28 protein-coding genes and 1 pseudogene are annotated in these 25319 nt (G+C 50.2%); 12 read left to right on the plus strand and 17 right to left on the minus strand.

The genetic code is table 11. The features are described from left to right. Nucleotides 1-13: 13 nt before the first annotated feature. A complete protein-coding gene (gene ribA, locus OGY33_RS06880; RefSeq protein WP_003020601.1) occupies nt 14-604 on the minus strand; it encodes a GTP cyclohydrolase II in 591 nt (196 codons plus the stop codon). Nucleotides 605-805: 201 nt separating this feature from the next. Between ribA and pgpB the strand changes: the two genes are divergently transcribed. From pgpB to yciH, 5 genes are all read left to right on the plus strand, one after another. After that, on the plus strand, nt 806-1570 hold the full coding sequence (gene pgpB / locus OGY33_RS06885; RefSeq protein ID WP_032943604.1) for a phosphatidylglycerophosphatase B: 765 nt from the start codon (nt 806-808) through the stop codon (nt 1568-1570). A gap of 149 nt (nt 1571-1719) precedes the next feature. Beyond that, on the plus strand, nt 1720-2028 hold the full coding sequence (locus OGY33_RS06890) for a LapA family protein (RefSeq protein WP_003020595.1): 309 nt from the start codon (nt 1720-1722) through the stop codon (nt 2026-2028). A gap of 6 nt (nt 2029-2034) precedes the next feature. Beyond that, on the plus strand, nt 2035-3204 hold the full coding sequence (lapB, locus tag OGY33_RS06895; RefSeq protein WP_003833317.1) for a lipopolysaccharide assembly protein LapB: 1170 nt from the start codon (nt 2035-2037) through the stop codon (nt 3202-3204). A 190-nt stretch (nt 3205-3394) separates the two neighbouring features. After that, entirely contained in the window at nt 3395-4132 is a 738-nt protein-coding gene (gene pyrF, locus OGY33_RS06900; protein ID WP_156174809.1) for an orotidine-5'-phosphate decarboxylase, read from the plus strand. Further along, complete coding sequence (yciH, locus tag OGY33_RS06905) at nt 4133-4459, plus strand: stress response translation initiation inhibitor YciH (protein WP_003833315.1); 327 nt, start codon at nt 4133-4135, stop codon at nt 4457-4459. A gap of 90 nt (nt 4460-4549) precedes the next feature. Here yciH and osmB read toward each other — a convergent pair whose 3' ends face one another. The 7 genes from osmB to fabI all read right to left on the minus strand — a co-directional run bounded on the left by osmB (nt 4550) and on the right by fabI (nt 12679). Continuing rightward, nucleotides 4550-4768 (minus strand): osmotically-inducible lipoprotein OsmB, encoded by a 219-nt coding sequence (osmB, locus tag OGY33_RS06910; RefSeq protein ID WP_003020583.1) that lies wholly within the window; start codon nt 4766-4768, stop codon nt 4550-4552. A gap of 268 nt (nt 4769-5036) precedes the next feature. Beyond that, complete coding sequence (yciT, locus tag OGY33_RS06915; protein WP_003020580.1) at nt 5037-5789, minus strand: DNA-binding transcriptional regulator YciT; 753 nt, start codon at nt 5787-5789, stop codon at nt 5037-5039. Nucleotides 5790-5884: 95 nt separating this feature from the next. Then, nucleotides 5885-6067: a YciZ family protein gene (locus OGY33_RS06920; protein ID WP_003833313.1), complete on the minus strand. Its 183-nt coding sequence runs from the start codon at nt 6065-6067 to the stop codon at nt 5885-5887. Nucleotides 6068-6250: 183 nt separating this feature from the next. Further along, nucleotides 6251-8242 (minus strand): cyclic di-GMP phosphodiesterase, encoded by a 1992-nt coding sequence (gene pdeR / locus OGY33_RS06925; RefSeq protein ID WP_048216266.1) that lies wholly within the window; start codon nt 8240-8242, stop codon nt 6251-6253. Nucleotides 8243-8507: 265 nt separating this feature from the next. Next, nucleotides 8508-10442, minus strand: a complete 1935-nt coding sequence (locus tag OGY33_RS06930) for an exoribonuclease II (RefSeq protein WP_191238464.1) — start codon at nt 10440-10442, stop codon at nt 8508-8510. 89 nt (nt 10443-10531) lie between these two features. Then, nucleotides 10532-11677 carry a carboxymuconolactone decarboxylase family protein gene (locus OGY33_RS06935; protein WP_191238465.1) on the minus strand — a complete coding sequence of 382 codons (1146 nt, stop codon included), beginning with the start codon at nt 11675-11677 and terminating at the stop codon, nt 10532-10534. 213 nt (nt 11678-11890) lie between these two features. Continuing rightward, nucleotides 11891-12679 (minus strand): enoyl-ACP reductase FabI, encoded by a 789-nt coding sequence (gene fabI, locus OGY33_RS06940; protein ID WP_020996373.1) that lies wholly within the window; start codon nt 12677-12679, stop codon nt 11891-11893. A 442-nt stretch (nt 12680-13121) separates the two neighbouring features. Between fabI and OGY33_RS06945 the strand changes: the two genes are divergently transcribed. After that, nucleotides 13122-13814 carry an EAL domain-containing protein gene (locus OGY33_RS06945; RefSeq protein ID WP_032943595.1) on the plus strand — a complete coding sequence of 231 codons (693 nt, stop codon included), beginning with the start codon at nt 13122-13124 and terminating at the stop codon, nt 13812-13814. Nucleotides 13815-13852: 38 nt separating this feature from the next. Here the strand turns inward: OGY33_RS06945 and sapF are convergent, their stop codons facing one another. The 6 genes from sapF to OGY33_RS06975 form a co-directional block, all read right to left on the minus strand. Next, on the minus strand, nt 13853-14659 hold the full coding sequence (gene sapF / locus OGY33_RS06950) for a peptide ABC transporter ATP-binding protein SapF (RefSeq protein WP_003020558.1): 807 nt from the start codon (nt 14657-14659) through the stop codon (nt 13853-13855). A 1-nt stretch (nt 14660) separates the two neighbouring features. After that, on the minus strand, nt 14661-15653 hold the full coding sequence (gene sapD / locus OGY33_RS06955; protein ID WP_003020556.1) for a peptide ABC transporter ATP-binding protein SapD: 993 nt from the start codon (nt 15651-15653) through the stop codon (nt 14661-14663). After that, a complete protein-coding gene (gene sapC / locus OGY33_RS06960) occupies nt 15653-16543 on the minus strand; it encodes a peptide ABC transporter permease SapC (RefSeq protein WP_003833291.1) in 891 nt (296 codons plus the stop codon). The genes sapD and sapC overlap by 1 nt, the downstream gene beginning before the upstream one ends. Next, nucleotides 16530-17495, minus strand: a complete 966-nt coding sequence (gene sapB, locus OGY33_RS06965; RefSeq protein WP_003020545.1) for a peptide ABC transporter permease SapB — start codon at nt 17493-17495, stop codon at nt 16530-16532. The genes sapC and sapB overlap by 14 nt, the downstream gene beginning before the upstream one ends. Then, nucleotides 17492-19135 carry an ABC transporter substrate-binding protein SapA gene (gene sapA, locus OGY33_RS06970; protein ID WP_103015356.1) on the minus strand — a complete coding sequence of 548 codons (1644 nt, stop codon included), beginning with the start codon at nt 19133-19135 and terminating at the stop codon, nt 17492-17494. The genes sapB and sapA overlap by 4 nt, the downstream gene beginning before the upstream one ends. Nucleotides 19136-19473: 338 nt before the next feature. Further along, on the minus strand, nt 19474-19866 hold the full coding sequence (locus tag OGY33_RS06975; protein ID WP_008784920.1) for a YdeI family stress tolerance OB fold protein: 393 nt from the start codon (nt 19864-19866) through the stop codon (nt 19474-19476). Nucleotides 19867-20114: 248 nt separating this feature from the next. Here OGY33_RS06975 and OGY33_RS06980 point away from each other — a divergent pair, with 248 nt between their 5' ends. Further along, nucleotides 20115-21023 carry an SDR family oxidoreductase gene (locus OGY33_RS06980; RefSeq protein ID WP_001749993.1) on the plus strand — a complete coding sequence of 303 codons (909 nt, stop codon included), beginning with the start codon at nt 20115-20117 and terminating at the stop codon, nt 21021-21023. A 91-nt stretch (nt 21024-21114) separates the two neighbouring features. Here OGY33_RS06980 and OGY33_RS06985 read toward each other — a convergent pair whose 3' ends face one another. Next, nucleotides 21115-21759: a quinolone resistance pentapeptide repeat protein QnrB75 gene (locus tag OGY33_RS06985; RefSeq protein WP_065825684.1), complete on the minus strand. Its 645-nt coding sequence runs from the start codon at nt 21757-21759 to the stop codon at nt 21115-21117. A 94-nt stretch (nt 21760-21853) separates the two neighbouring features. Next, the gene (gene pspF / locus OGY33_RS06990; protein ID WP_161495982.1) at nt 21854-22843 is read right to left on the minus strand and encodes a phage shock protein operon transcriptional activator; all 990 of its coding nucleotides are present in this window, start codon (nt 22841-22843) and stop codon (nt 21854-21856) included. A gap of 155 nt (nt 22844-22998) precedes the next feature. Between pspF and pspA the strand changes: the two genes are divergently transcribed. From pspA to pspD, 4 genes are read left to right on the plus strand one after another with little or no spacing between them, the layout of a single operon-like run. After that, entirely contained in the window at nt 22999-23667 is a 669-nt protein-coding gene (gene pspA / locus OGY33_RS06995; RefSeq protein ID WP_003020532.1) for a phage shock protein PspA, read from the plus strand. Nucleotides 23668-23721: 54 nt separating this feature from the next. Next, nucleotides 23722-23946, plus strand: a complete 225-nt coding sequence (gene pspB / locus OGY33_RS07000; protein ID WP_003020509.1) for an envelope stress response membrane protein PspB — start codon at nt 23722-23724, stop codon at nt 23944-23946. Beyond that, a complete protein-coding gene (gene pspC, locus OGY33_RS07005) occupies nt 23946-24305 on the plus strand; it encodes an envelope stress response membrane protein PspC (protein ID WP_003020497.1) in 360 nt (119 codons plus the stop codon). The genes pspB and pspC overlap by 1 nt, the downstream gene beginning before the upstream one ends. 8 nt (nt 24306-24313) lie before the next feature. Then, on the plus strand, nt 24314-24544 hold the full coding sequence (gene pspD / locus OGY33_RS07010) for a phage shock protein PspD (RefSeq protein WP_003833267.1): 231 nt from the start codon (nt 24314-24316) through the stop codon (nt 24542-24544). Nucleotides 24545-24709: 165 nt separating this feature from the next. On the opposite strand, the pseudogene OGY33_RS07015 reads toward pspD, so the two are convergent. Continuing rightward, nucleotides 24710-24835: pseudogene (locus OGY33_RS07015) on the minus strand (LacI family DNA-binding transcriptional regulator); the annotation flags it as partial. Nucleotides 24836-24990: 155 nt separating this feature from the next. Between OGY33_RS07015 and pspE the strand changes: the two are divergent. After that, nucleotides 24991-25308 carry a thiosulfate sulfurtransferase PspE gene (pspE, locus tag OGY33_RS07020; RefSeq protein ID WP_008784913.1) on the plus strand — a complete coding sequence of 106 codons (318 nt, stop codon included), beginning with the start codon at nt 24991-24993 and terminating at the stop codon, nt 25306-25308. The last annotated feature ends 11 nt before the right edge of the window (nt 25309-25319 follow it).

The raw sequence follows: 25319 nt of genomic DNA on the forward strand, positions 1-25319 counted from the left end.
GCGGTAACAACTATTACTTGCCCAGCAAATGTCCCATCTTGGCGGCTTTGGTGTCCAGGTAATGTTCATTGTTCGGGTTACGACCCACAATCAGCGGCACGCGTTCAACAATATTGATTCCCGCTTCGGTCAGAATTTCCACTTTTTTCGGGTTATTGGTCAGCAAACGAACTTCGTCCACACCAAGCAGCTTGAACATATCCGCACACAGCGTGAAATCACGCTCATCTGCCGCAAAGCCCAACTGATGGTTAGCTTCAACGGTATCATAACCCTGGTCCTGCAACGCGTAGGCGCGGATTTTATTGAGCAGGCCGATATTGCGTCCTTCCTGACGATGATAAAGCAGGATACCGCGCCCTTCTTCAGCAATATGGGTGAGAGCCGCTTCGAGCTGGAAACCGCAATCGCAACGCAGGCTAAACAATGCATCGCCAGTCAGACATTCGGAGTGGACACGGGCCAGGACAGGCGTTTGGCCTGTGATATCGCCAAAAACCAGTGCGACGTGATCGTGTCCGGTTGCCAGTTCTTCAAATCCCACCATCAGGAAATCACCCCAGGGGGTTGGCAGTTTGGCTTCTGCCACACGTTTAAGCTGCATGTAATTCTCCAGATTATGCTGGCACTGTCGTGCCGTCGCCTGTTGGCTTCTGTTCTATATTGCACTATTTTGCCATAAGGCAACGATGTTCACCTAATCGCGACAACGGATTCGCTTTTGGAATGGCACAAAATTGTCAATTTCCCCGGCATGCGCTTTTTTCAGTTATGATTGTGAGACTTATCGACGAAAGGAGAGGCAATGCTGTCAATTGCAAAGCGCACTGCGGTCGGGGCTGGGCTGCTACTTATTATGCCGGTTGCCGTATGGGTATCGGGCTGGAGCTGGCAGCCGGGACATAACGTTTGGTGGCTAAAATCTCTGTACTGGATAACGGAAACGGTGACGCAGCCGTGGGGCATTATCACTCACGTTGTTCTCTGTGCATGGTTTCTGTGGTGTCTGCGTTTTCGTCTGAAAGCTGCGGTAATGCTGTTTGCGATCCTGGCTGCGGCCATTTTAGTCGGTCAGGGCGTGAAGTCCTGGGTTAAAGACAGGGTGCAGGAACCTCGGCCCTTTGTCGTGTGGCTGGAAAAAACGCACCATATTCCGGTTGATGAGTTCTACACTTTAAAACGTAAAGAACGTGGTCACTTAGTTAAAGAGCAATTGGCCGAACAACAGGATATTCCGACGTTTCTACGTAAGCACTGGCAAAAAGAAACAGGGTTTGCCTTTCCGTCAGGGCATACGATGTTTGCCGCCAGTTGGGCTTTACTGGCCGTAGGGCTGTTATGGCCACGCCGACGTACGCTGACAATTGTGTTTTTACTTATCTGGGCTACGGGCGTTATGGGCAGTCGCTTGCTATTAGGCATGCACTGGCCCCGTGATTTGGTTGTTGCAACGCTGATTTCATGGTTGCTGGTAACGCTGGCGACATGGCTTGCGCAGCGGGTATGCGGACCATTAACGCCGCCTGTGCAGGAGGAAAAAGAAATCGCTCAGCGTGAACAAGAAAGTTAGCCATGATTGATTTTTCGAATTTTGCCCTTAAATCAGAAAGGGGAAAGCGCTTTTCCGTTTCGCACTCGTTGTGAAAATGGTAATTTAAAGGGCTCAACGCGGTAAGTTGTACACGATTTATTCGCTCAAACCACATAACGGGAAGTAATGTGAAATATTTACTCATTTTCTTACTGGTGTTGGCGATTTTTGTTATTTCGGTGACATTAGGTGCGCAAAACGATCAACAGGTTACGTTTAATTACCTGCTGGCTCAGGGTGAGTATCGTATCTCTACGCTGCTTGCTGTATTGTTTGCCGCAGGTTTTGCGATTGGTTGGTTAATTTGCGGCCTTTTCTGGCTGAAGGTTCGTGTGTCTCTTGCGCGTGCCGAACGTAAAATCAAACGACTGGAAAACCAGCTTACGCCTGCGACCGACGTTGCGGTTTCTGCCGATTCGTCGGTTGTGAAGGAATAATTATTTATGTTGGAGTTGTTGTTTCTGCTTTTGCCTGTAGCCGCTGCCTATGGGTGGTATATGGGTCGCAGAAGTGCGCAACAAACCAAGCAGGATGAAGCTAACCGTCTTTCCCGTGACTATGTCGCCGGGGTTAACTTCCTCCTGAGCAACCAACAAGACAAAGCGGTGGATCTGTTCCTCGATATGCTAAAAGAGGATACGGGCACCGTTGAGGCTCATCTCACCCTCGGAAACCTGTTTCGCTCGCGCGGTGAAGTCGACCGCGCAATCCGCATCCATCAAACGTTAATGGAAAGTGCTTCGCTGACCTACGAGCAGCGTTTGTTGGCCGTACAACAGCTGGGGCGCGACTACATGGCCGCAGGTCTGTACGACCGCGCGGAAGACATGTTTAATCAGCTTACCGATGAAACAGATTTTCGCGTCGGTGCATTACAGCAACTGCTGCAAATTTATCAGGCGACCAGCGAATGGCAGAAAGCGATTGATGTCGCAGAACGCCTTGTGAAGCTCGGTAAAGATAAACAGCGTATTGAGATCGCCCACTTCTACTGCGAACTGGCCTTACAGCAGATGGGCAGCGACGATATGGATCGCGCCATGACGCTGTTGAAAAAAGGGGCTGCGGCAGACAAAAATAGTGCCCGGGTTTCCATCATGATGGGCCGGGTGTACATGGTGAAAGGCGATTATGCGAAGGCCGTTGAATGTCTACAACGCGTGATTTCTCAGGATAAAGAACTGGTCAGCGAAACGCTGGAAATGCTGCAAAGCTGTTACCAGCATCTTGGGAAAAACGATGAGTGGGCCGAGTTTTTACGTCGGGCTGTTGAGGAGAATACTGGCGCCGCCGCCGAGCTGATGCTGGCCGATATTCTTGAAGCGCGTGAGGGGACTGATACCGCTCAGGTTTATATTACCCGCCAGCTACAACGCCATCCTACGATGCGCGTGTTCCACAAGTTGATGGATTACCATCTTAACGAAGCAGAAGAAGGGCGCGCGAAAGAGAGCCTGATGGTTCTGCGCGATATGGTTGGGGAGCAGGTGCGCAGCAAGCCGCGCTACCGTTGCCAGAAGTGCGGATTTACCGCATATACACTGTACTGGCACTGCCCATCCTGTCGCTCATGGTCAACCATTAAGCCTATTCGCGGACTTGATGGGCTGTAATTTTTAAAAAAACTTCACTTTAGTTACAACATGCTAATGATGTGTAACCAATCCATCCTCAACCTCCGTTGCCAAATTCGCCTGGCAGAAATGTAATCGCGCCTGTTAATTTTCTATTGCCGCAGGTAGAATGCACGCCGTTTACCCATTTTGCGCCGCTGATGGCGCCCATCCTCAGGAAGGTCTGGTCATGACGTTTACTGCTTCATCTTCTTCTCGTGCTGTTACTGATTCTCCTGTCGTTGTCGCTCTCGATTATTCCAATCGTGATAAAGCATTAGCTTTTGTCGACAGAATTGATCCTCGTGATTGCCGTTTGAAAGTGGGCAAAGAGATGTTCACGCTTTTTGGACCTCAGTTGGTTCGCGATCTACAACAGCGTGGCTTTGACGTCTTTCTTGATTTGAAATTTCATGATATTCCCAACACTACCGCGCATGCCGTTGCGGCAGCTGCCGAGCTTGGCGTGTGGATGGTTAACGTTCATGCTTCAGGTGGGGCGCGTATGATGACCGCTGCACGTGAAGCCCTGGTGCCTTTTGGTAAGGATGCGCCGCTGCTGATTGCAGTAACAGTTCTGACCAGTATGGAAGCCAGCGATCTTGCCGACCTTGGCGTGACGTTGTCACCTGCGGAGCATGCGGAAAGGCTGGCGCGCTTAACCCAACATTGTGGTTTGGATGGCGTCGTATGCTCCGCGCAGGAAGCGGTGCGATTCAAGCAGGCATTTGGCCAGGCATTTAAACTGGTAACGCCGGGTATTCGCCCTGAAGGTAGCGAGGCAGGCGACCAGCGTCGTATTATGACGCCGGAACAAGCACAGTCAGTTGGTGTGGATTATATGGTTATTGGTCGTCCAGTTACGCAGTCGGCAGATCCGGCGCAGACGCTGAAGATGATCAATGCCTCCCTGAAACGAGGTGCGTAAATGAACGACTCAAATTCTCGTCTGGTCTACTCAACTGACACCGGGCGTATTGATGAACCGAAAGCCGTCCCAGAGCGTCCCAAAGGCGACGGCATTGTCCGTATCCAGCGACAGACCAGTGGCCGCAAAGGTAAGGGCGTGTGCCTGATTACTGGAATAGATCAGGACGATGCTGAACTGACCAAATTAGCTGCGGAACTGAAGAAAAAATGTGGTTGCGGCGGGGCAGTGAAGGATGGCGTGATTGAGATACAGGGTGATAAACGCGACCTGATTAAATCGCTGCTGGAAGCCAAAGGAATGAAAGTTAAATTGGCTGGCGGTTAATAAAAAAAGCCACGGAATTTTCCGTGGCTTTTTAATAATACAGACCTGAAAAAGTAAACGTATTATTATATCGAGCCGTTTAACCGTAAATTATTTACCCACCTGGTGGCCAATAATACCACCTACTGCAGCACCACCCAGCGTGCCCAGCGTGCTGCCGTCAGTCAGGACTGCACCACCGATTGCACCAGCACCAGCACCAATTGCGGTGTTACGGTCACGTTTGGACCAGTTAGAGCAGGCACTCAGCGACATTGCCAGAGTAATCGCCAAAATGGCAGCGGTCATTTTTTTGCTCGTTACTAACATAATACTTTCTCCTGAATTATTGATTCACGGAATCCAGTTTTCTTTAAGAATAGCGCTAAATTTAGGCTAACGAAGATATTTCCGTGAAACCGTTTAGCGAAGGCATGACAAACACTATCCTGAGATTGGAGGTTCGTTCCTGTTATATCGCTAACATTAATTTTACGACTTAATCCTGTTAACGACAGGTAAAAAGTCTTAATTGGACTGTCAGATAACTCTCAGAGAGGAGATGATTTGCCGACTGACAAATCATCTGCTGAAGATTTTATGCGTGCGCATCAATGATATTGACGGTTAATCCTGAATGCTCGAGCTGCATTTGTACGCTGGCGCTGAGTCTGGAATCCGTGACTACGCGGCTGAATCGCTCTAATGGACCCAGTGTGTAAGGGTGAATGGCTTCGAATTTTGAGCTGTCAGTAAGTACAATAACTTCTGCACCTTTTTCCAGCACCGCGTTAACCACATCAGAACGCATCATGTCGCGTCCGGTGAAGCCGGTGTCAGCCTGCCAGCCATCAATGCCGATAAAGGCCTTGCTGAAGTGTACCTGCTGGATGAACTGGCGAGTTAAGGGCCCCACCATGCTTTCGCTTTTTTTCTGATAGATGCCGCCAAGGAGAATCACTTCGCAGGGGGTTTCTTTCAGCAGATGGGCTATATAGCTGCTGACGGTAATGATGGTGACATCTTTTTGCTCCGCCAGCGTTCTGGCCAAGAGCGCATTGCTGCTGCCGTTTTCAATGAATACGGACTCGCCAGGGCTTACCAAAGATGCGGCAAATTCGGCCAGCTCACGCTTCAGCGTAAAATTAGTCATCATGCGCGTTTCCACATCATCACTGTTCAATGAAACAGCAAAACCGTGCGCACGGCGTAAATAGCTCTGTTTCTCCAGTGTGTTCAGATCCTGTCGAATCGTCACTTCTGAGACACCGGTGATTTTTGCCAGTTCGGCAACGCTCATCTGACCTTTATCAGTCACCATCTGCAAAATAGATTGTTGTCGGGAATTCATAATATTAATTTTATTGCGATATCGTATCGGAAATTAAACGGAAACTGCCTCATATGCAGTTTGCTGATAGCAGCGACATTAAAGGGTTAATGTCATCAGATCTCCCAGGGAGCCTTGTGCTTTTTGGGCAAAGACTCGGCATCTTCTTTGGCCGTGTCTAGCAGCTCAGCCTTCAGAATTTCGAGATTGTGGATGGCTGAGTGGTAATCACCTGCAACGAGGATATCCAGCACGGTATCAATGCGTTCGGCCAGACGCTGAGCGTCGATATCAGACATGGTTATCATCCTAATGGCAATCGAGTTTGAATTTCATGATGCAGAATTTCATGGCAAAAGAGAAGGGAAAAATAGTATTAACTATCAATGATAGAAGAATATTATATATTCCGTGATTACATGCAGATAGGATCGTTACGTTATGTCCATTTATGGCTATTAACGACGTTTGATCCCACTGCGTTAGCGCGTTTTTTTATTCAGATGTCGTCGATACCAACGTTCAAATGCAGCCGCTGGCATTGGTTTGGCAAACAAAAAACCCTGACGTTCGTTGACGCCATTTTTGGTTAAAAAGGCATCCTCTTTCGCGCTTTCAACACCTTCGGCGATGACCTGCAGATTGAGTGCTTGTGCGACCGCAACAATGGCACGTACAAGCGACTGCGAAATAGGTTGTTTGTGTACATCCCTGACAAAGGTTTGATCCAATTTAATTGCATCAAGCGGGAAGCGGGCCAGTTGAGACAGTGACGAATATCCAGTACCAAAATCATCCAAATGGATTTGCGCCCCCAACTGGCTAAACTGCTGAATGACGGACAGTGCCAACTGCTCATTTTCAATCAAACTGCTTTCCGTTAACTCGACATCAATGGGGCAATATTCAAAGTCGAGTTCATGAAGCACCTGTTTGAGATCGGTAAATAGCGTCTGATCGGCGAGCTGGCGGGCAGAAACGTTTACCGCCACGCGCAGATTGATTCCCTTGGCGCGCCATTTTGCGACCTGACGCACAACGTCCAGAATAACCCAGCGACCCAGCGGAACAATAAGCCCTGATTCTTCGGCGTAGGAGATAAATTCCAGTGGTGGAATGAGGCCGCGTTCCGGAGACTGCCAGCGTACCAGCGCCTCCAGGCTGCGCACCTCGCCTCGCCAGGTTATCTTTGGCTGATAATGGATAACCAGTTGATCGTTTTCCAGCGCCTTGCGCAGGTTAGTATCCAGCCACAGGTATTCAAATACCCGCTGATTCATTTCCGGAGAGAAAACACAAAACTGTCCGCGGCCGCCTTCTTTCGCGGTGTACATGGCCGTATCGGCGTTACGAATGACGCTCTCGCAGTCCTGACCATGCTGTGGAGCGAGGGAAATACCAATAGAGCAGCCGGTATAGACTTCAATCAGGCCAATGCGAAAGGGTTGACGCAAGCGTGTCAGAATGCGCGATGCGGTAGCTTCCAGAGTGCTCTGGGACGTTTCGGTGGCAAGGACGATAAATTCATCACCGCCAAACCGAGCCAATAGCTGGTTGTCGTCAAGACAACTGAGAATTGCCAGCGACACGCTCTGCAACAGCTGATCGCCAAACATGTGCCCGTAGGCATCGTTCACCTTTTTGAAGTTATCCAGATCGAGATATACAATCCCAACCTGAGTATCACCTGCGTTCTCAATCGCATCGCTTATCAGCTCATGAATGGCGTTGCGGTTCGGTAATCCGGTGATGGAGTCGGTATTAGCCAACATCCGCAGGCGTTCCTGCGCGCGACGTTCTTCAGTGATATCGGTGCCGGAACAGATCAGAAATATTTCGTTCTTGCCGCTACCGTTATGTACAAACTTATTGCGAAAAAGAAACAGGCGCTGACCTTTGCAGGTCTTCACCCATCGTTCGACCTCATATGAGTTACCTTCGCGAAAAAAAACCTCGATGTTGCGTCTGGAGGCTGCGGCTTCACGTCGACTCATAAATAATGTGAATACACTTTGGCCAATAACTTCACGTTCTTTGAGGCCGGTGTACTCTTCACACAGGCGATTAAAACGCTGAATGTTGCCCATGCGGTCAAGAATGACAATAACGGAATTGGCTTCAGAAACGACCTGTTCGGCAAAAGAGAGCCCGTGAGCCAGGTCGCGGGCGACGGAAGGGGTGTCATCCCAGGCGGATGCGCTACCGGCCCATTCGCGTTTATTGATTTTTCGACCGACCAGATGCACAGATATGTCGTCATCTTCAATGGGTAACGTCATTAACAGACTTGACGTAATCACCGTCATCTCGCGAATGCGGTCGGCCTGCTCGGGTGATAATTCGATGGTCTGCTCAGCTTCTGCTGTTTCATCAATAGAGAAATGCAGGATGTTGCAATCCTCTGACAAACGCCAGTAGGGGTTATGAGTGCCCACATAGCTATACAACGTAACCAGCTCCCGGACGTCTTTCATGATGTGTACTATCCCGTTTAAAGCGCATAAAGCCTCAAAAGTAAGGGTAGCCATGATTCATTCAGGGTGATTATGGCTGAACGTATTGTTTTATTTATATATTTATATGTAATCCAGAATCCATAAAAAGCAAAGCCAGCGGAACTGAAAAATAGTAAAAAAAATTTTTGACTGGATAAGAGAAGTGTAGTGTGTGGTTGAAATTTGGCCGCTAAAAAAAGAAAACGACCTTTCAAAAAAGAGAAAGGTCGTTGGATTTGTCAGTTTACGCTGCTGGACGCGCGATAACGCTACGGGTTTCCATGCGAACTTCGGCGATAGTTACGTCAATCACATCAGTGACTTTGTAAACCACTTCACCTTTGATTTGTACGGTACCACTTTCCTGGCTGCAGACCAGTTCATCACGCACGGCGTGCAGGAAGGGTGCAGGAATAAAGGCAACAGCGCCATTATCAACCAAACGTACGCGCATGCCGCCGCGGCTGACGTCGATGATCTCGGCCGCAAAGCGGGTGTCGGTTCCGGCTTTATCACTCAGGAAACGGGCGTATAGCCAGTCACCCACGTCACGCTCAGCCATCCGGTTCAGGCGACGACGTTCCGCCATTTGCACGGTGGTATCATCCTGAAGTCGAGCGACGGTTTCGCCTTTGATGACAGCCTTAAGCAGACGGTGGTTGATCATATCGCCGTACTTACGGATTGGGGAAGTCCAGGTGGCATATGCCTCCAGACCCAGCCCAAAGTGTGGACCTGGCTCAATACTAATTTCAGCGTAAGACTGGAAGCGGCGAATTCGGCTGTCGAGGAAACCGGATGGCTGAGCATCTAGTTCGCGGCGCAGTTTGCAGAAACCTTCCAGTGTTAGTACTTCTTCGGCATCGACGTGCATACCGTGGGTTTTCAGCAGCGCGGCCAGAGCGTCGGCGTTGGCCGGGTCGAATCCCATATGGACGTTATAAATACCGAAGCCCAGCTTGTCGCGAAGCACACGGGCGGCGCAAATATTTGCCGCAATCATGGATTCTTCCACGATACGGTTTGCGATGCGGCGTGGCTCAGCGACGATGTCCAGTACTTCACCTTTTTCACCGAGAACGAAACGGTAATCCGGGCGATCTTTAAAGACCAGCGCGTGGTTATGACGCCACTCTCCTCGGCTCAGGCAAATACGATGCAGCAGACGGATTTGTTCCGCAATCGCGTCGTTTTCTGGTTGCCACTCGCCAGTACCTTCCAGCCAGTCGGAAACATTGTCATAGGCCAGCTTCGCTTTAGACTCGATGGTTGCGGCGAAGAAGGTGATGTTGTCTTCAATCGTGCCATCGGCGGTAATGCTCATACGACAAGCTAAAACCGGGCGCACTTCGTTCGCGCGCAGAGAGCAGAGATCGTCAGACAATTCACGTGGTAACATCGGGATATTGAACCCCGGTAAATAATTGGTGAACGCGCGAATTTTTGCCGTTTTATCCAGCTTGCTGCCTTCTGCAATCCAGGCTGTTGGGTCGGCAATGGCGACGGTTAATTGTAGCGTGCCGTCAGCTTGTTCTTCAGCATACAGCGCATCGTCCATATCTTCGGTGCTGGCGCTGTCGATGGTGACGAAATTGAGGGCGGTTAAATCTTCACGAACCAGGCCTTCGTCCAGCATTTCGGTTGCTACACCGTCTGGGGCTTCTTTTTCCAGATTATGGCGTGCCAGTGTGACCCACCACGGGACAAAGTGGTCATCAGCAAAAGTGATAAATTGGGTTAACTCGGCGTAGAAGGTGCGATCGCCTTTCAGCGGATGGCGGCGCATTTCTGCAACAGCCCAGTCGCCTTCTTTAAATTCATGTTCAACGCCGCGGGCTGCACGACAAGGAATAGCATCTTTCAGTAACGGATGATCCGGCACAATGGACAGACGGTCATTTTTTCCCTGAACTTTACCCACGAAGCGCGTCAGGAAGGGTTCGATCAGTTCTTCCGGCTCAGCAGACTCACGATCTTTTTCTGTATGGATAACCGCAACAATACGGTCGCCATGCATCACTTTTTTCATCTGCGGCGGTGGAATGAAATAGCTTTTTTGTGCATCGACTTCCAGGAAGCCAAAGCCTTTTTCCGTGGCTTTTACCACCCCTTCAGCACGTGGCGTCTGGGAATGTAGTTGCTGTTTAAGCTGCGCTAGCAGCGGGTTGTCCTGAAGCATAATTGTCTATTTTCGTGGCTAAAAGAGCGGCTGACAGTTTTACGCGATTCTGCCAGTGGCAGCAAGCGCTCTTTCAGTAAGTGGATCGGTTAATCAGTGTCGCCCAGCGCGATTTTCAAGCGATTCAACCATCCGCACAATCCACTCCAGGCTAGCAGGTTAATGGCCTGCTCTGAAGAGATTCCCTGATCGAACAAAGGCGTTAACAGTGCGGTGCTAAAGCGGTCGGGCGCACGGGTCAGCCATTGTACCGCCTGTAGGGTGACGCGCTCAACCGGATGTCGTTGTTCCCAACGTTGTAATTCACGTTCATCCTGACGAAGAACGGTAATGGCCTCGGTTAATTCATGAGCTGAATACGCATATTCATTAAAACAGGCCACGCTGCCATTAATCCGTGAAGTCATCAGCGTCGCCAATGAAAATGCCTGCACTGGTATTCCGCTATGTTGTGTGCTGGAAATGAGTGACCCGAGTAAATCCAAAATGACGGGGGAATGTATCAGTAATGGCAGTAACGCTTGCAGTTCCTCGGGATAACGTCTGTCTATCGACTCATCATGATTAAGATGTTTTTCTATCGGGAATGGCGCAGCGTGCCAGGTTGTGTTTGTTGCATTAAATGGCGCAGCGTGAGCGAATTGTTGTATATCGAGACCCGGAATTCGGCGCACCGGATGTCCACACCAGGCCTGAAACAGGGCCACGATACGGGCCTGAAAACCGACGAATCCGATAATTTGATTCATCAGAATGCTATCGCTGGTGGTTAGCCCGACTGCATCCAGATGCTGGCGATCGCGCGCGCCTATCACGGCTGGAGAGCTGGCAAGTTGACGAGCATATTGGGTGATTTGCGCCAGTCGATGGTTACTTTCCCGCGAGGAGTCCGGCCCAGGAAGCGGTGTTAGACGCGCGGCATAGTGATTACATAATCGCTGGACGCCATATACCTGAGCGACGGTTAACGCCGTACTCATCCGTTCATAGGCACTGAATGTGTGCATCTGACTCAGATTTACGTGGGTCGGGAAGAGGATCTGTGCAAGTTTACGGGCAGGGATTAACCAGGATTGAAAAGGTAAAAGGGCGTCATCAGATATCGCCAGATCCAGTAAAAAGCAGTCGTCGACATGAGCGGCTTCCGGCACCAGCGGCAGAACATCTTGTGGATACATGCTGGATTGCGTCTCATGATACCAGTGGCTTTTGCCTTCAATTCGGCGTTGTTCCATGGGCGGTCCTTGGTCTAAAAAGTGGCGACCCGGACACGTCGTCATACCACTACGCCGGATCGTTTGCGCTGCAATATCCTGACGTAAGCAGAAGAGGGGATGAAAGATTGTTACGTGATAATAAATATCAGAAAAGCATATATGGGACAGGGTAGAGGGGAATTAAAAACGAGCATCATGGGCGACAGTGGGCCGCCCAGAAAGAGTGGAAGATTATTTCAGTTCTAGTTCATTCATTGCAGCGATGCTGAAACCACCGTCAACGTGTACGACTTCACCAGAGATACCGGCAGAAAGATCGGAACACAGGAATGCCGCAGAGTTGCCCACATCTTCAATGGTAACAGTGCGGCGAATCGGCGTAACAGCTTCGCAATGGGCCAGCATTTTACGGAAATCTTTGATACCGGAAGCGGCGAGGGTGCGGATTGGACCTGCGGAAATTGCGTTTACGCGTACGCCTTCAGGCCCCATTGCGTTAGCCATATAACGGACGTTTGCTTCCAATGAGGCTTTCGCCAGGCCCATCACGTTATAGTTAGGGATTGCACGCTCTGCGCCCAGATAGGACAACGTCAGTAGTGCAGAACCAGGGTTTAGCATGGAACGACATGCTTTTGCCATTGCAACAAAGCTATAAGCGCTAATGTCATGCGCAATTTTAAATCCTTCGCGGGTAACTGCGTTCACATAATCGCCATCCAGTTGGTCAGCAGGTGCGAAGCCGATGGAGTGTACGAAACCGTCGAATTTCGGCCAGGCTTTGCTCAGTTCAGCAAACATGGCGTCAATGCTGGCATCTTCAGCTACATCACACTGCAAAACAATGTTGGAGCCTAATTGCGCTGCAAATTCTTCCACACGACCTTTCAGCTTGTCGTTCTGGTAGGTGAACGCCAGTTCGGCACCTTCGCGATGCATCGCCTGAGCGATTCCCCATGCGATAGACAATTTACTGGCAAGGCCTGTCACCAGAATGCGCTTACCTGATAAAAAACCCATGGCTTTAATCCTTTTGGTTAACACTTATCTTTTATCAATCAATGAGTTATGATTGACACATTAAATGCACTCGAAATTGGCCTGAAATTATATCCCACGCTTTTTCCCTGGAGAATGGTTATCCGCCTCACGTGACCTGTCACTTCATTACATGTGAGGAGTATATCATCCCCCTCCGCTTATGCTTCGTTCAGGCATCTAACGTCGGTGAATCAGAGAAAATACGAGGTTTCAAAGGCATTGAAATGGTATTATTTCATTGCTAGCTGATGTTAATAAACATAGCAAGGTAGGAACTTTCTTAAAACAAAAAATATGACAATATTCAGCTTGTTATGATATATTGTTTTTATCGATCAATATCGATTCATTGATCGATATTATTGATTGATTGTGATTAGAAGTGCATTATCAGGATGTTATGATCAATTGGAGTGGTCTTATGCACTATCATTTCATCGCGGAACCGATGAGAGACACAACAGATAAATTACTGGGTGTAGAGATTAACGCCCGGTTTACTTCAGATACGGTTCACCCGTTGCATCCAGATTTCATCATTTCAGCGTGGGATAGCGAACAAAAGCGTAATTTCATGCTCGAGCAAATTCGACTAATTGCCGAAAAGCGTGACTGGTTTGAGCGCAACAGCCTTATTTGCACCCTGAACCTCATTGACGAAATGGCACTGCTGGCGATTGGTGATCCAGCCATCAAGTCGGCCTTACATGCTCTACCATTTATTGCACTGGAACTTTCAGAACGTTTTCTGTCGAATACCGTGTGCCTGAATAATTTGCTGATTAATTCACTTCGCGACGGCCCAAACGCATTGTGGTTGGGCGATCTTGGCTCCGGCAGCGTAGGGGCCAGTCCGCTGGTTTGCGGTCATTTTGACGTTGTGAAACTGGATCGCGGTTTCTTCCTGGAACAGGTAGAAAAACCGATGTTCCCGGTGCTGATCAAAAATATCAGGGAATATTGCGACCGTGTTGTGGTGAAGGGAGTAGAAACAGTACGACTTATCGACGAGGCCAGTACCGCAGGTGTCTGGGCAATGCAGGGTGGTGCCCTTTACCCGTCAGTCGCGTTTACTGAAGTTGATACGCTGCTCTTACCTACGTTGTGTCACTGATGGCAGATTGCCCCCCGGTTGAGGAGGGCAGCCGTTTGCTAACGATCTTTTCGCCAGGCATCAGCGGTAAGCGCTTCGCCGAAATGACCTGCAATCAGGCGGCGGGTAAGCTCATGAAGCGGGGACGCCAGAACATCCGCTGTACTGCCGCGTTCTACCACTTCGCCCTGGTGCATGACTAATACCTGATCGCTGATGTGCTTCATCATGCCAATATGTTGGGTCACATAGATATACGAAATCCCCTGTTTTTCCTGCAATTCCAGCATCAGATTGATGAGCTGCGAACGCATCGACATGTCCAGAGAGGCCAGGGCTTCGTCGGCGATAATGACTTTGGGGCGTAAAATGAGCGCACGGGCAAGGCCCAGACGCTGTTTTTGCCCTGGGGCCAACATATGTGGGTAATAGCTTACGTGATCGGGCAGCAGCCCGACCATGCGCATGGTCTCCACGATCTGTTTACGACGCTGCTCAGGCTCGAGGTCGGTATTCAGACGTAGCGGAAAATCGAGGATTTGCGAGATACGTTGCCGCGGATTAAGCGATGTTGACGGATCCTGGAAAATCATACGGATCCGCTGACTACGAAATGAATAATCGCCATATTTTAACGGATGATCGTCAATCAGCAGCTCACCGCTGGTGGGTTCAATCATACCCGCCAACATTTTAGCCAGCGTAGATTTCCCCGAACCGTTTTCACCAATGACGGCGAGCGTCTGACGTTCACGCAGGGTGAAACTCAGGGGCTTAACGGCCTCAACGGTCTGGCGGCGAAATAAACCTGTCCGGTAGCGAAAGGTTTTGCTCAGATTACGAACTTCGAGCAGGGTTTCTACCATCTCACTCTCTCTCCATGTTCAGCGGGAAATGACAGGCGTAGAGATGATTTTTTGCTCCGGTCAGTCTTGGAGTTTCAATACATTCGCGTTGTGCATAAGGACAGCGTGGCCCCAGACGGCAGCCGATGGGTAATTGTTCCAGCAATGGAATAGCTCCTGGCATGGTATTCAGGCGGCTTTTGTGCGGCATCGCGCTACCAAAATCCGGAATAGCGCGAATCAACGCTTGAGTATAAGGATGATGCGGAATTGTCACCAAATCTTTACTTGGCGCGGTTTCGACCGTTTGTCCGCAGTACATCACGTTGATTTTGTCAGCCCACTGGCTGAGCATTTGCAGGTCATGGCTTATCAACAAAATGGTAGTATTGCTGTTTTGATTCAGACGGGTTAGCAGACGGAAAATTTGCGCCTGGGTGGTTGGCTCCATCGCGTTCGTTGGTTCATCGGCAATCAGCAAACGCGGCTGATTCGCTAATGCGATAGCGATCATGACCTTCTGGCATTCGCCATCGGTCAGCTCATATGGAAAGCTGCGCATGGCGTCTTTATGGTCTTTTATCCCGACGCGGTGCAAGAGTTCAATCGCACGGCGTTTGCGCCAACCGATGCGCTGCCACCAGCGACCTTTGTAGGTCCATGCCGGAATATTTTGCATCAGTTGACGTCCGATACGCTCGGACGGATCGAGACATGACTGCGGCTCCTGAAAGATCATGGAGACGTTATGACCGACCAATTTGCGTCGTTCACGCGCCGAAAGGCGTAGCAGATCGATATCATCAAAACGCATACGGTCTGCGGTTACGCGCCAGTTATCTTTAGCAACCCCGCAAATGGCCTTAGCGATCAGACTTTTGCCTGATCCAGATTCACCGACCAGCCCGCGGATTTCACCCTCATTCAAGGTCATGCTGACACGATCAACAGCCTTAACCCAGTCGTCACCGGTTCTGAATTCAATGGTCAGGTTGCGGATATCCAGTAATGGCATTACTCCACCCCCGCAATAATTGCGCGGCGCACGCCGTCACCCAGTAGGTTAACCAGCAACACGCTTATCATAATTGCCGCGCCTGGCAGCATCACCGTCCACGGTGCGACATAAATCAGCTCCAGCGCGTCGCCGAGCATGGCTCCCCATTCCGGGGACGGCAGCTGTGCGCCAAGGTCGAGAAAACCCAGCGCGGCGATATCCAGAATCGCCATCGACAGTGCGCGGGTGATTTCAGTAATAAGGCCAGCGGTAATATTGGGCAGAACGGCGAACCACAGAATATTCAGTGTGGTTGCACCGTCCAGGCGAGCGGCAATGACGTACTCTTTCTCCAGCTCGTCATGCACCATGCTGTAAACGGAGCGCACCATGCGCGGCAGTAGCGCCAGCCAGACGGCAAACATGGCGTGTGTCAGATGCGGCCCGGCAAAGGCCACCACAATAATCGCCAGCAGCAGAGAAGGGATCGACAGCAGGGTGTCCAGAATGTGGTTCAGCACCGCAGAGCGCAAGCCGTGCGTCGCACCGGCAACTACGCCCAATACCAGGCCACACAGCGTGGCGGCAAGAGTAACGACAAACGCGCCGCCAACGGTCGGGGCCGCGCCGCTGAGCAGACGACTTAAAACGTCACGTCCCAGATCGTCTGTCCCGAGGAAGAATGAGACTTCGCCATAGCGCGACCATGACGGCGGTAAAAGCTGATAGCCGAGAAATTGCTGATCGATGCCGTAAGGGGCAAACCAACCACCAAAAATACACAGAATAGCCAGTCCCGCACAGCCGTACAGGCCAATCATCGCAGTCGCATCGCCATAGAAATTGCGCCATGCGGTGCGCAACGTACCTGGCGGGCGTTTTTCGCTGTAGACGCTATCGTAAGGCATACCATTCCTTATGTTTCAGAGGGTTAGCCATAGCACCCAAAATATCAGAGATGACGTTAACGATAATAACCAGTGAGCCAATCACCATCACGCCCGCTGAAATCGCCGCGTAATCCTGCTGGCGAATCGCGTTAATCAGCCAACGACCAAGACCGGGCCAGCTAAAGACCATCTCGGTGATCATCGCCAGCGTCAGCATGGTGGAAAACTGTAATCCCAGACGCGGGATCACCGGCGGAAGAGCGTTGTGCAGGACGTGACGACGCAGAATCGTTAATCGTGACAGACCGCGCGTGGCCGCCGCTTTGACGTAGTTCTGGTCAAAGACCTCAATGGTGCTGATACGCATCAGGCGGATAACTTCTGTGGTGGGCGCAACGGAGAGCGTCAGCACCGGGAGCACCATATGACGGATAGCGCTGACCAGCATTTCATCGCGCCAGGGCGAGTCGGAGATCCACGCATCAATAATGGCAAAACCGGTAACAGGTTTCACCTCATAGAGAAGATCAAAACGCCCGGAAACGGGTAACCAGCCGAGGGTCAGCGAGAAGAGCAATGTCAGCAGCAGCGCCAGCCAAAAAACGGGGATAGAAAACCCCATCAGAGCCAAAGCGCTGATGCAGCGGTCCTGCCATTTGTTCCGCGTGATACCGGCCAGCATACCAACGGGGATCCCAACCATTAGTGCAAAACCAAAGGCAAGAATGCACAGCTCCATTGTGGCCGGGAACACCTCTTTCAGCTGCTCTGAGATCAACTGACCGTTGATACTGGATACGCCGAAATCCCAGTGAATGAGACCATTGAACCAGAATACCCATGCGTTCCACAGCGATGCACCCTGTAACGGCGCATGAGGCGTGAAGTAGCTCAGGCTGAAGCCAATAAAGGTCAGGAAGAACAGGGTTACCAGTAGCAATAAGAATCGACGCAAGGTGAAGATAATCATGGTTTTTTCACCTCATCTTTCTTTTCCCTGGACACGCCGGCAAAAGAGGCATTACCGAATGGACTGAGCACCAACCCTTTGATGTCGTAACGATAAGCCTGCAGACGCAGTGAAGAGGCCAGTGGCAGGATCGGTAACTCTTGTGCAAGAATATTTTGCGCTTCGTCATAGGCATCAATTCGCGATGATAGCTGCTGCGAAGAGAGGGCCTTGCGCAGAATGCTGTCAAACTGTGGATTACACCAGTGGGCAAAGTTGGTCTGCGAATTGATGGCGGCACAGCTGAGCAACGGCCGGAAAAAACTGTCAGGATCGTTACTGTCCGTTGCCCAGCCGGATAACGTCAGATCATGGTTCATATCCATTAATCTCGCCTCCTGAAAACGACCTTCTACCGGGATGATCTTCACTTTCACACCCACCTGAGCCATATCTGCCTGAATCAGCTCGGCGGTTTTCAGCGGACTGGGGTTCCAGGCCTGAGAGCTGGTAGGGACCCAAAGTTGTAACGTCAGATTCTCCAGCCCCAGCGCTTTTAGCTGCTCGCGCGATTTTGCCGGGTTGTATTCTGTAATTTTAGCTTCGTTATCATAAGCCCACGAGGCGCGAGGCAAAATAGATGCCGCGGTTTCTGCCGTCCCGTAGTAGATAGACTGCATTAAGCGCTGGTTGTTGATCGCTAGCGCCAGCGCATGCCGCACGGCAGGGTTATTCAACGGCGGTTTATTGGTGTTGAACGCCAGATAGGCAATGTTCATCCCCGGGCGCAGCGTCAAACGCAGGCGAGGGTCATCACGCAATATGCTGAGCTGGCTGGCGGCAGGCCAGGCAAGAACGTCACATTCGCCAGTGAGTAATTTCGATAAGCGTCCGGTTCCACCAGAACCGAGATCCACTACGACCTGCGGCATCAGAGGAGTGCCACGCCAGAATTTTTCATGTCGCTGCAACCGAATATATTGGCCGGCACGATTCTCCGAAAGCTGGTACGGGCCTGTGCCGACGGGTTGTCTGTCGAGCAACTCCTGGCGATCCTGTTTTGCCAGATTAGCGGCATATTCCGCCGACATTACGGAGGCATAGTGTGTGGCAAGGTGCCACATAAAGGAGGCATCCGGTTGCGTTAAGCGGAATTCAACGGTGTTGTTGTCCAGTTTGCGCACGCTTTGGACGTTATCGGCAAACTGCAGGCTGTCGAAGTAGGGGAAACTGCTGCCGTTCACATTGTGCCACGGATGGTGGCGATCAAAGATGCGCTCAAAGGTAAACACCACATCGTCTGCATTTAGTTTGCGGGTGGGGGTGAACCAGGCAGTCTTCTGAAACTGAACGTCACGACGCAGATGGAAGCGGTAGGTTGCGCCGTTATCCAGCACCTCCCAGCTTTCAGCCAGCTCAGGCACCAGCCGATAGGTGTAGGGATCTACATCAAGCAGTCGGTCATACAATTGGGCCGCTAACGTGTCGACGATGAGACCGCTGCTCGTTTTTTGTGGGTTGAACGTATTGACCTGCCCGCTGACGCAATAGACAAACCCACTGTCACGAATATCAGCGTGCGGAGGTTGCTCAGGCGCAGCAGCAGCCTGACCACTCAGAAATCCAGCCATCACGATCAGAGATGATAAAACCAGGCGCATAATTTTAATGGATTATATAAAGAGGCTATCTTACTAATACTTAATGACATTTGCCATTACCGTTTGTTTTTGGGAGTAACAGGCTCGATAAGCGCGAGTTCAACACCGCGACATGGTCAAAATTTATACCCGCTATCCACTTTGAATCTACTCTGTTAACTATCTTAGCATTTTCATGGCCCATCTGACTTGCTATAAACGCGTGATTCGCGGGTAGAAAGAAAAATGTGAGGGGAAAGAGGGAGGAAATGACCATGACGGGCAGAAGAGAGCATTCGCAAAATCGTGGGAATAAAGAAAATCGACCGGGAAGAGCGGCTTTCTTCCCGGTTATTGCGTTACTTCTGGATCTTATTTACGCGTACTACTGGTGGTTGCATTTTAGCGTCGAGGCTACCGTTAATACTGATCATTTGATCGGGTTTAACCGTTCGACCATCGAAAACCGCGTGTGGAATTAAAGTCAGGATACTGCCGGTTTTATCACGAAAGACAAATTTGTCTCCATCTTGATCCTCGATGAGATTACCTCGCAGAGAAATGGTCGCACCGTCATGCATCGTTTTGGCCTGTTCGACAGTCATGATTCTTGCATCTTCAGTCCCACGATAACCTTCATCCAGAGCGTGGGCTGGCGGTGGAGCTGTATCATTTTTCAACCCGCCGTTATCATCAGCAAGCGCTGGCGACAATAAAAAACAACATAATAATGGCGTTATGGATAATTTCATACGTTCTCCTTTTGCCCAGATTGAGATGTTAAGTGTGGTTGCTATTTATTAACACTGCGAACTGGATAAGTCTCAAATAATATTTTTTAAATTAAATCTAACGTTGGTGGGGATATAAGCGCAACGGTAGAGGAAAGTAGGGAGGGTAATATTCCGAGAAAATTAAGTGTAGCTGGATAATATAGGTCATGCCATTCATTTTGGTCTACGCTTATTAGTCTTTGTGATAAATAATGAGAGGTAATTGAATGGCTGGCTTAAACAAGGAAAAAAAGACCATTAATAAAACCAATTCTGCGCGTTTTCCGGCGCCGCCTTTTCAACAGCAGCAGCAGCCCTTTCCCGGGCTGGCGGGGAAAATGCAACCGCGCCCCGATCATGGAGAAGACAGCTATCAGGGAAGCGGTCGCCTGAATGGGCGCAAGGTATTAATTACCGGTGGGGATTCAGGGATTGGTCGTGCTGTTGCTATTGCCTATGCTCGTGAAGGCGCAGATGTTGCGATTAACTATTTACCTGAAGAAGAAGACGATGCGCGTGAAGTGGTCGATCTGATAAAAAAAGCAGGCAGAAATGTTTTGGCCATCCCCGGAGATATCCGTGATGAGGCTTTTTGCGGTCATCTGGTAACACAGGCGGTAAAAGGACTGGGAGGGTTGGATATCCTCGTCAATAATGCGGGTCGTCAGCAATTTTGTGAGTCAATTGAGGAACTCACCACAGAAGACTTCGACGCAACATTCAAAACCAATGTTTACGCTATGTTTTGGATCACCAAAGCGGCCATACCCCATCTTTCACCAGACAGCGTGATAATTAATACCTCCTCCGTACAGGCTTATGAGCCAAGTGAAATCTTGCTTGATTATGCTCAGACTAAAGCAGCTATCGTGGCATTTACTAAATCGCTGGCGAAACAGCTGGCCCCGAAAGGGATCCGTGTCAATGCCGTCGCGCCGGGTCCATACTGGACTGTACTGCAGTGCTGTGGTGGTCAACCGCAGGAAAAGGTGGAGAAATTTGGGGCAAATGCGCCGCTGGGACGCCCTGGTCAACCGGTGGAAATCGCGCCGCTTTATGTCACCCTGGCCGCTCGGGAGAACAGCTATACGTCTGGTCAGGTCTGGTGTTCTGATGGGGGGACCGGAACCCTCTAACGTTTACGCTCTGTGCGTCGAAAGTGACTTTTAAGGCAAGGGCGGACACTATTGTATAAGGGCGGGAGCGGTACTTACCGCTCCGTGAATGCTAGCCAATCACCGCGATGCCAAGCCGCTCCATGAGCAACGACGCCTGGTAGTTGTCCAGCTTAACGCCTTGTAAATCAACGCCCCGAATATCTAAGTCACCCAACTCCGAATTGGTCAGATCGCAATGTGTGAAGTTTGCTGCTCGCCAGTCGAAAGTCGAAAACTCGCCGCCGGAGAGATCCGAACCACTGAACGTCGCGCCCAGTACCTGGGCACCCATCCAACGGTTTTCCCACAGCTCACACTTTTCCAACACGACTTTCGAAAAATTGGCGTAGCTTAGATTGGTATTCGTGATATATGCGCTACAAAACCAGGTGCGCGTGGTGATCATATTCATAAAGCTTGCGCCGCGGAAATCTGCGCCTTGTGCGCGGCAGTGGCGAATTTCAATGCCCAGCGCACTGGAATTGCGAAAATCCGCCATGGATAAATCACAGCTTTTAAAAATGGCATCTTTCAGCATCGCACGACTAAATTTGCCCCCTTTCTGGCTTTCACGATCATAGAACTGACAGCCGATAAATTCAGTGCCGCTCAGGTCGGCACCTGAAAAATCACAGTTAAAAAATGTACTATTTTCAATTTTCTCACCGGTGAAACGGTTTCTGTCAATTTTTTCGCCAACGAGTGCCAGAGCCATATTTGTACCTGTTTTTTTATACAGTAATGGCGTCATGGTAAACCCTGATGGGGTTATGCGTCAAATCCGCCAATATGACATCTGCAAATGTGCGTTAAATCTGGTGTTTTTTCAGCAAAGCGCGAAGCTGATGGTAAGTCAGCCCCAGTAATTCAGCGGCTTTTTTCTGGTTAAATTTTGCCTGCTGTAAGCTGGTTTGTAGAAAGTCTTTCTCTTGCTGCTGCTGGAATTCACGCAGATCCAGCGGTAACCCTACAGACATCGGTTTAGTTTCCGGCGCCTGCGGCTGCGTAGTGTGGCGGCGGAAGGGGTCAATGATTATCTCATCCAGCGGGTAATCACTGGTTCCATGCCGGTAAACGGATCGCTCCACGACGTTTTTCAGTTCACGAATATTGCCCGGCCAACGGTAGTGGAGGAGCGTTTCTCTGGCCTCGGCACTAAAACCCGGAAACAGAGGTAATCCGATCTCGCGGCACATCTGAATGGCAAAATGTTCGGCCATTAACATAATGTCACTTTGACGCTCGCGTAACGGTGGGAGTTGCACCACGTCAAAGGCCAGGCGATCCAGCAGGTCCGCGCGGAAAGTGCCTTCGCTAACCATGCGAGGTAAGTCGGCATTGGTCGCACAAACAAGTCGTACGTTAACCTGTAATGGTTGGCTACCACCTACGCGCTCCAGCTCGCCATATTCAATAACGCGCAGCAATTTTTCCTGTACCAACATCGGGGCAGTTGCCAGTTCATCGAGAAACAGCGTACCGCCGTCGGCGCGTTCGAAACGTCCTGGATGGCGTTTTTGCGCGCCGGTAAAGGCACCCGCTTCGTGACCAAACAGTTCGGAATCAAGCAAATTTTCGTTTAGCGCCGCGCAGTTAAGCGAAATAAACGGGCCTTGCCAGCGGGTGGAGAGGTAGTGCAGGCGGTTGGCGATAAGTTCTTTCCCGGTCCCGCGCTCACCTATAACCAGTACTGGTTTATCCAGCGGCGCGAGATGAGAAACCTGCTCCAGCACTTCAATAAAGCTGTTCGCTTCGCCCAGAAGATTATCTTTGTATCCTGCCATGATGAAATTCACCATTTGTTAGTGTTATTCACCAATTTACCCTAATTTTCGCAACAGGTAAAATTAGATATAATTAATAGAATCAATTAGATAAAAAGTTGGCACGCCCCGTGCATTACGAAAATAGCAGGGCATTGCCCGATATCAGAACAGTAAGTGAGGATTACATTATGGGTATTTTTTCTCGTTTTGCCGACATCGTGAACGCCAACATTAACGCGTTGCTGGAAAAGGCTGAAGATCCGCAGAAGCTGGTGCGGTTGATGATCCAGGAAATGGAAGACACGCTGGTTGAGGTACGTTCCAACTCAGCGCGTGCGCTGGCAGAAAAGAAACAATTATCTCGCCGTATTGAACAGGCCAGCGCGCAACAGGCAGAGTGGCAGGAAAAAGCAGAACTTGCGCTGCGTAAAGAGAAAGAAGATCTGGCGCGTTCTGCGTTAATTGAAAAACAGAAACTGACTGACCTGATTGCCTCGCTAGAGCATGAGGTGACGCTGGTTGACGATACGCTGGCGCGTATGAAAAAAGAGATCGGTGAGCTGGAAAACAAACTTAGTGAAACCCGTGCTCGTCAGCAGGCGTTGATGCTGCGCCACCAGGCGGCGAGCTCTTCGCGTGATGTTCGTCGTCAACTGGACAGCGGTAAACTCGATGAAGCGATGGCGCGCTTTGAATCTTTCGAGCGTCGTATCGATCAGATGGAAGCCGAGGCTGAAAGCCATAACTTCGGTAAACAGAAGTCTCTGGATCAGCAATTTGCTGACCTGAAAGCAGATGATGAAATCAGCGAGCAGCTGGCGCAACTTAAAGCCAAAATGCAGCAAGACAAGCAATAATAACATCTGGCGGCGCCCGAACGCGCCGCCGCTCATCACCTGTAAGGAGTACTCATGAGCGCGCTATTTCTGGCTATCCCGTTAACCATCTTTGTGTTGTTCGTTTTACCGATTTGGCTCTGGCTGCATTACAGCAACCGTTCCAGTCGTGGTGAACTGTCGCAAAGTGAACAGCAACGCCTGGTTGAACTCAACGATGACGCACAGCGGATGCGCGAGCGCATTCAGGCGCTGGAAGACATCCTCGATGCTGAACATCCAAACTGGAGGGACCGCTAATGGGAGGCGTTAACCTGAACAAAAAACTGTGGCGTATTCCGCAGCAGGGCATGGTGAAGGGGGTTTGCGCAGGTATTGCGCATTATCTCGATGTGCCTGTGAAGCTGGTACGGATCCTGGTGGTGTTGTCAGTCTTTTTTGGCCTGGCCTTTTTCACCTTCGTCGCCTACATCGTGCTGACCTTTGTGTTGGATCCGATGCCGGATAATGTGGTTTCCGGCGAGCAGCAGCCATCAAGCGGTGAGCTGTTGGATGCCGTCGATCGCGAGCTGGCGGCTAGTGAAAAGCGTTTACGTGAAATGGAGCGTTATGTGACCTCCGATACTTTTTCCTTACGTAGTCGCTTCCGTCAATTGTGAGGACAGAAATGAACAATCGCTGGCAACGTGCCGGGCAAAGGGTTAAGCCGGGCTTTAAAATAGCAGGTAAGCTGGTGCTCCTGACCGCGCTGCGCTACGGCCCGGCGGGTGTAGCAGGGTGGGCGGTGAAGTCCGTCGCCCGACGCCCGCTAAAAATGCTGCTGGCGTTGGTTCTGGAACCGGTGTTGAGTCGGGCTGCGGCAAAATTGTCGAAACGCTATTCAGGTAATCAACCCTGATATTTGAATCAGCAAAAGCAAGCAACAATTAATCAACATTCCCTCAGTTAATTTGCGGCAGCTTACAAATATAATTTGGGGGCTGTCAGAATTATTTTGGGTCGTTTCCACGGGTATTGAGGGTGAACTAAAAAATCTATTTCGCTGAGCATTAATACCCAGGTTTTATATCAGGAAGTCGGTCAGCAATATTTGTGTTCCTATCGTGATATTATGTAATCCTTTCTCTCCTGCAATCAGATTAAATAATAAATTACAGCTTTGCTCACCTAATTGTTGGGTAGGAACATCAAATGCGGGTAGAAAAATCAACAGGCTAACTGCGGCATGGGTAATCTGAGGAACAATCGTCCGCGCCTGCAGACGGTGATAATACGGTCGCAATATTTTCTTAAGAACTGGCGTATAGTGTAGAGGTAAATCCAACTATCAGTCAGGAAGATATTATGTTGAAAAAAGGTGTATTAGCATTGGCTCTGGTCATCGGCATGCCGGTTTACGCAGCCGAACACTGGATCGATGTTCGCGTTCCTGAACAGTACCAACAGCAGCATATTCAGGGGGCCGTCAATATTCCGTTAAAAGAAATGAAGGCACGTATTGCAGCTGAAGTTCCTGATAAGAACGACACTGTGAAGCTGTACTGCAACTCCGGGCGTCAATCGGGACAAGCGAAGGATATGTTGACTGAAATGGGCTATACGCAGGTGACGAATGAAGGTGGCATCAACCAGATCTCGCTTCCTAAAGTAGAGAATAAATAAGCCGTACGCAG

It is taken from the genome of Citrobacter sp. Cpo032 (assembly GCF_030332975.1).
GTDB classification, from domain to species: domain Bacteria; phylum Pseudomonadota; class Gammaproteobacteria; order Enterobacterales; family Enterobacteriaceae; genus Citrobacter; species Citrobacter portucalensis.

Coding starts and splice junctions, on each gene's coding strand:
- osmB (WP_003020583.1), bottom strand. CDS start 4,768: ATGTTAGTAACGAGCAAAAAAATGACCGCTGCCATTTTGGCGATTACT.
- OGY33_RS06920 (WP_003833313.1), bottom strand. CDS start 6,067: ATGTCTGATATCGACGCTCAGCGTCTGGCCGAACGCATTGATACCGTG.
- OGY33_RS06945 (WP_032943595.1), top strand. CDS start 13,122: ATGCACTATCATTTCATCGCGGAACCGATGAGAGACACAACAGATAAA.
- yciH (WP_003833315.1), top strand. CDS start 4,133: ATGAACGACTCAAATTCTCGTCTGGTCTACTCAACTGACACCGGGCGT.
- sapF (WP_003020558.1), bottom strand. CDS start 14,659: ATGGTAGAAACCCTGCTCGAAGTTCGTAATCTGAGCAAAACCTTTCGC.
- pspE (WP_008784913.1), top strand. CDS start 24,991: ATGTTGAAAAAAGGTGTATTAGCATTGGCTCTGGTCATCGGCATGCCG.
- sapA (WP_103015356.1), bottom strand. CDS start 19,135: ATGCGCCTGGTTTTATCATCTCTGATCGTGATGGCTGGATTTCTGAGT.
- sapC (WP_003833291.1), bottom strand. CDS start 16,543: ATGCCTTACGATAGCGTCTACAGCGAAAAACGCCCGCCAGGTACGTTG.
- pspA (WP_003020532.1), top strand. CDS start 22,999: ATGGGTATTTTTTCTCGTTTTGCCGACATCGTGAACGCCAACATTAAC.
- pspB (WP_003020509.1), top strand. CDS start 23,722: ATGAGCGCGCTATTTCTGGCTATCCCGTTAACCATCTTTGTGTTGTTC.
- pspC (WP_003020497.1), top strand. CDS start 23,946: ATGGGAGGCGTTAACCTGAACAAAAAACTGTGGCGTATTCCGCAGCAG.
- pspD (WP_003833267.1), top strand. CDS start 24,314: ATGAACAATCGCTGGCAACGTGCCGGGCAAAGGGTTAAGCCGGGCTTT.
- sapB (WP_003020545.1), bottom strand. CDS start 17,495: ATGATTATCTTCACCTTGCGTCGATTCTTATTGCTACTGGTAACCCTG.
- pdeR (WP_048216266.1), bottom strand. CDS start 8,242: ATGAAAGACGTCCGGGAGCTGGTTACGTTGTATAGCTATGTGGGCACT.
- yciT (WP_003020580.1), bottom strand. CDS start 5,789: ATGAATTCCCGACAACAATCTATTTTGCAGATGGTGACTGATAAAGGT.
- OGY33_RS06930 (WP_191238464.1), bottom strand. CDS start 10,442: ATGCTTCAGGACAACCCGCTGCTAGCGCAGCTTAAACAGCAACTACAT.
- pspF (WP_161495982.1), bottom strand. CDS start 22,843: ATGGTGAATTTCATCATGGCAGGATACAAAGATAATCTTCTGGGCGAA.
- OGY33_RS06980 (WP_001749993.1), top strand. CDS start 20,115: ATGGCTGGCTTAAACAAGGAAAAAAAGACCATTAATAAAACCAATTCT.
- sapD (WP_003020556.1), bottom strand. CDS start 15,653: ATGCCATTACTGGATATCCGCAACCTGACCATTGAATTCAGAACCGGT.
- lapB (WP_003833317.1), top strand. CDS start 2,035: ATGTTGGAGTTGTTGTTTCTGCTTTTGCCTGTAGCCGCTGCCTATGGG.
- pyrF (WP_156174809.1), top strand. CDS start 3,395: ATGACGTTTACTGCTTCATCTTCTTCTCGTGCTGTTACTGATTCTCCT.
- OGY33_RS06985 (WP_065825684.1), bottom strand. CDS start 21,759: ATGGCTCTGGCACTCGTTGGCGAAAAAATTGACAGAAACCGTTTCACC.
- fabI (WP_020996373.1), bottom strand. CDS start 12,679: ATGGGTTTTTTATCAGGTAAGCGCATTCTGGTGACAGGCCTTGCCAGT.
- ribA (WP_003020601.1), bottom strand. CDS start 604: ATGCAGCTTAAACGTGTGGCAGAAGCCAAACTGCCAACCCCCTGGGGT.
- OGY33_RS06975 (WP_008784920.1), bottom strand. CDS start 19,866: ATGAAATTATCCATAACGCCATTATTATGTTGTTTTTTATTGTCGCCA.
- pgpB (WP_032943604.1), top strand. CDS start 806: ATGCTGTCAATTGCAAAGCGCACTGCGGTCGGGGCTGGGCTGCTACTT.
- OGY33_RS06935 (WP_191238465.1), bottom strand. CDS start 11,677: ATGGAACAACGCCGAATTGAAGGCAAAAGCCACTGGTATCATGAGACG.